Origin of the sequence: Flavobacterium sp. (assembly GCF_044361015.1) — a bacterium.
GTDB lineage: Bacteria > Bacteroidota > Bacteroidia > Flavobacteriales > Flavobacteriaceae > Flavobacterium.
Genome location: NZ_JBIKJL010000104.1, coordinates 1 through 3,322 on the forward strand (window position 1 = coordinate 1; position 3,322 = coordinate 3,322).

Genomic DNA, 3,322 nt, shown 5'->3' on the forward strand with positions numbered 1-3,322 from the left:
TACAATTTTCTTCCACATCCGGATATAATGAAGTTCCTTCAAATGCGGCTTTTTCAAACGCTTTTACATCGTCAATGATTTGAACTTTGGCATGATAAGTAATGTCCAACAGTCCAAAACTCAATTGACGCATCGTTGCCATTCCTTCCAAGAAACTTGCACTTTCCTTGATTTTTTCCACATACTGTTGCGGAATCACTTCCCCGGTTAAATAATGTTTCGCAAACAATGCCAAAGCTTCCGGTTCATAACACCAGTTTTCCATGATTTGACTCGGCAATTCCACAAAATCCCAATATACGGATGTACCGGACAAACTCGGATAGGTCGTGTTCGCCAGCATACCATGCAAGGCATGACCGAATTCGTGAAACAAAGTCGTCACTTCGTTAAAGGTTAGGAGGGAAGGTTTTGTCTCCGTTGGTGGTGTAAAATTACATACGATCGAAACGTGTGGTCTTTCGTTCACACCATTTTTGATATATTGTGGTTTAAAAGAGGTCATCCAAGCACCGTTACGTTTACCTTTTCTCGGAAAAAAATCAGCGTAGAAAACAGCTACTAATTCGTTTTGAAAATCTAAAACTTCAAAAGTTTGCACATCATTATGGTATGTATCAATATCAAAAACTTCTTTAAACCTAATTCCGAATAATTTTTCGGCAATCGTAAACGCTCCGTTTAACACATTTTCTAATTTGAAATACGGTTTCAACAATTCATCATCCAAACTAAATAATTTTTGCTTCAATTTTTCTGAATAATAAGGGCCGTCCCATTTTTCCAAATATTCAATTCCGTCTAAATCTTTCGCAAAAGCAGTCAATTCGGCAAACTCTTTGTGAGCAGCCGGTTTGGCTTTTTCCAATAAATCATTCAAAAAAGCTTTCACTTTTTCGGGATGTTGAGCCATTCGTTCTTCCAAAACAAAATGCGAATGCGATTCATAACCCAATAAATTTGCTCTTTTATGACGCAATTCTACAATGCGTTTGACATTGTCTTTATTATCAAATTCATTGTTTTGAAAGGCTTTTTTTCCCGCAGCAATGGCGATTTCTTTTCGCAATTCACGGTTTTCAACATACGTTACAAACGGCAAATAACTCGGAAAATCCAACGTAAAAACCCAACCGTCCAATCCTTTCGATTTGGCTAAACTTGCCGCCATTTCTTTCGTTCCCTCCGGCAAACCTTTTAAATCAGCTTCGTTCGTAATGTACAATTGATAATTGTTGGTTTCGGCTAGTACATTTTCGCCATAGGTTAATTTTAATTTGGCTAATTCGGTGTCAATTTCACGTAATTTCAGTTTGTCTGCTTCCGCAAGTAAGGCTCCATTTCGTGAAAAACCTTTGAATTTTTTATCTAATAAAGTCGCTTGTTCAGCTGTTAAAGTCACTTTGTCTTTTTGATCATAAACGGCTTTTACACGTTTGAATAAGTCTTCGTTCAACGAAATATCATTGCTGAAAGCAGTCAATAAAGGCGAAACTTCTTGAGCTATTTTTTGCATTTCATCACAGGTTTCAGCAGAATTCAAATTAAAAAATATTGACGATAATCGATCTAATGCTTCACCTGAAAAATCCAAAGCTTCAATCGTATTTTCAAAAGTTGGTGTTTCCGGATTTGTGATGATTGCATCAATTTCAGTCTTTGCTTTTGCAATCGCTTCTTCAAAAGCAGGCTTGTAATTGTCTAATTTTATTTGTGAAAAAAGAGCGGTGTTGTGTTTGGTTTCGAAATTTTGAGTAAGTGTTTTCATTTCTTTTTTTAACATTAAGGGATTAAGAAAATTTAAGGGTTTTCATTAAGGCTTACTACTCTTAATGGAAAACCCTTAATTTCTTAATGTTGTATTTATTTTTTCAATCCTTCCGAAGCTTTTAAAACAGCTTCTTTCAAACCTTCTTTATAAAAAACAATTTTATCCAACACACATTTATCGTGACTTCCGATAATTTGTGCGGCTAAAATTCCGGCATTTTTGGCTCCGTTCAAAGCAACTGTCGCTACCGGAACACCGCCCGGCATTTGTAGAATCGACAAAACCGAATCCCAGCCGTCAATTGAATTACTCGATTTCACAGGAACGCCAATGACTGGCAACGGCGATATCGAAGCAACCATTCCCGGTAAATGTGCGGCACCACCTGCTCCGGCAATAATCACCGAAATACCACGGTTGTGTGCATTTTTACTGAAATCAAACAATTTTTCCGGTGTTCGGTGTGCCGAAACAATATCTACTTCCGTTTCTATATCAAATCCTTTTAAAATGTCGATGGCTTCCTGCATGACCGGCATGTCGGAGATGGAACCCATAATGATGGCTACTTTACTCATTTTTTTATATTTTAAAAATCCAAAACATTAAGTATGTTTTCCTTAATTTTATTTTTTATTTGATTTGTTGCAATTCCAATTTTTTTAACAAATCTCGAATTATCAATGCTTCTAATTTGGTCAATCATTATATCTGAATTGGCAGTTAAACCGCAATTTCCGTTATTGATTCTTATTCTTAAAATGGATGATTCGTTATTTAATTTTGTAGTAATTGGACAAACAATTGTTGATGGATGACGAATTTCGTTTAGAAAATTTGTCTGAACAATAATTACAGGGCGAACTTTTCCTGCTTCAGTTCCTATTTGAGGGTTTAAATCTGCAAGCCAAATTTCAAATTGATTCATTTATGTTGTCTATTTGTTCAAATTCACTTAAAACTTCCATTGAGCTTTCTGAAACTAATTTAGATTCAAAGTGCATTTTTTTTTGTAATAAAATCCTATTTTGAACTTTATTGTAATATTCAATCGCCTCGTTAATATAGCGATTACGGGGTTTTTTAATATTTTCTAGAATGTTTTTGGTGTCATCGAAAATAGCATCATCAATTTTTAAAGATATTGTTTTCATAAATTTATTTTTTACAAAAGTATATATAAAAAGTATATACTTTATATATTTTGATGAATTTTTACAGCCGCAAAAGTTTTAAAATGTCCATGGCTTCTTGCATGACCGGCATCTCGGAGATGGAACCCATAATGATGGCTACTTTGCTCATTGGTTTTTTTGTTTCAAGTTTAATGTTTCAAGTTTATTATGTTTATGCTGTGACTGCGACTGTAAACTGCGACTAAACACTGATAACTCTTATACTATTCTTCACTTCTTCCGCCACTTTTCTCGCTTCCACCATATCTTCATTCACAATCGTCACGTGTCCCATTTTTCGAAAAGGTCGTGTTTGTCTTTTACCGTAAATGTGAGGTGTTACACCATCAATAGCCATGATTTTTTCGATGTTTTC

Annotated in this window: 4 protein-coding genes and 2 pseudogenes; all 6 read right to left on the reverse strand. The window is 35.0% G+C overall.

All coding sequences use genetic code 11. The features are described from left to right. On the reverse strand, positions 1 to 1,768 hold a 1,768-nt coding region (locus ACIQ2Z_RS12740; protein ID WP_396184546.1), incomplete at its 3' end, for a M3 family metallopeptidase. Positions 1,769 to 1,863: 95 nt separating this feature from the next. After that, entirely contained in the window at positions 1,864 to 2,349 is a 486-nt protein-coding gene (purE, locus tag ACIQ2Z_RS12745) for a 5-(carboxyamino)imidazole ribonucleotide mutase (protein ID WP_396184547.1), read from the reverse strand. Positions 2,350 to 2,360: 11 nt separating this feature from the next. Further along, positions 2,361 to 2,699: a type II toxin-antitoxin system PemK/MazF family toxin gene (locus tag ACIQ2Z_RS12750; protein ID WP_396172220.1), complete on the reverse strand. Its 339-nt coding sequence runs from the start codon at positions 2,697 to 2,699 to the stop codon at positions 2,361 to 2,363. Continuing rightward, positions 2,686 to 2,925 carry a hypothetical protein gene (locus ACIQ2Z_RS12755; RefSeq protein ID WP_396184548.1) on the reverse strand — a complete coding sequence of 80 codons (240 nt, stop codon included), beginning with the start codon at positions 2,923 to 2,925 and terminating at the stop codon, positions 2,686 to 2,688. Before ACIQ2Z_RS12755 ends, ACIQ2Z_RS12750 begins: the two co-directional genes overlap by 14 nt. 76 nt (positions 2,926 to 3,001) lie before the next feature. Next, positions 3,002 to 3,076, reverse strand: a pseudogene (locus tag ACIQ2Z_RS12760) (5-(carboxyamino)imidazole ribonucleotide mutase); the annotation flags it as partial. Positions 3,077 to 3,148: 72 nt separating this feature from the next. Further along, positions 3,149 to 3,322, reverse strand: a pseudogene (locus tag ACIQ2Z_RS12765) (5-(carboxyamino)imidazole ribonucleotide synthase); the annotation flags it as partial.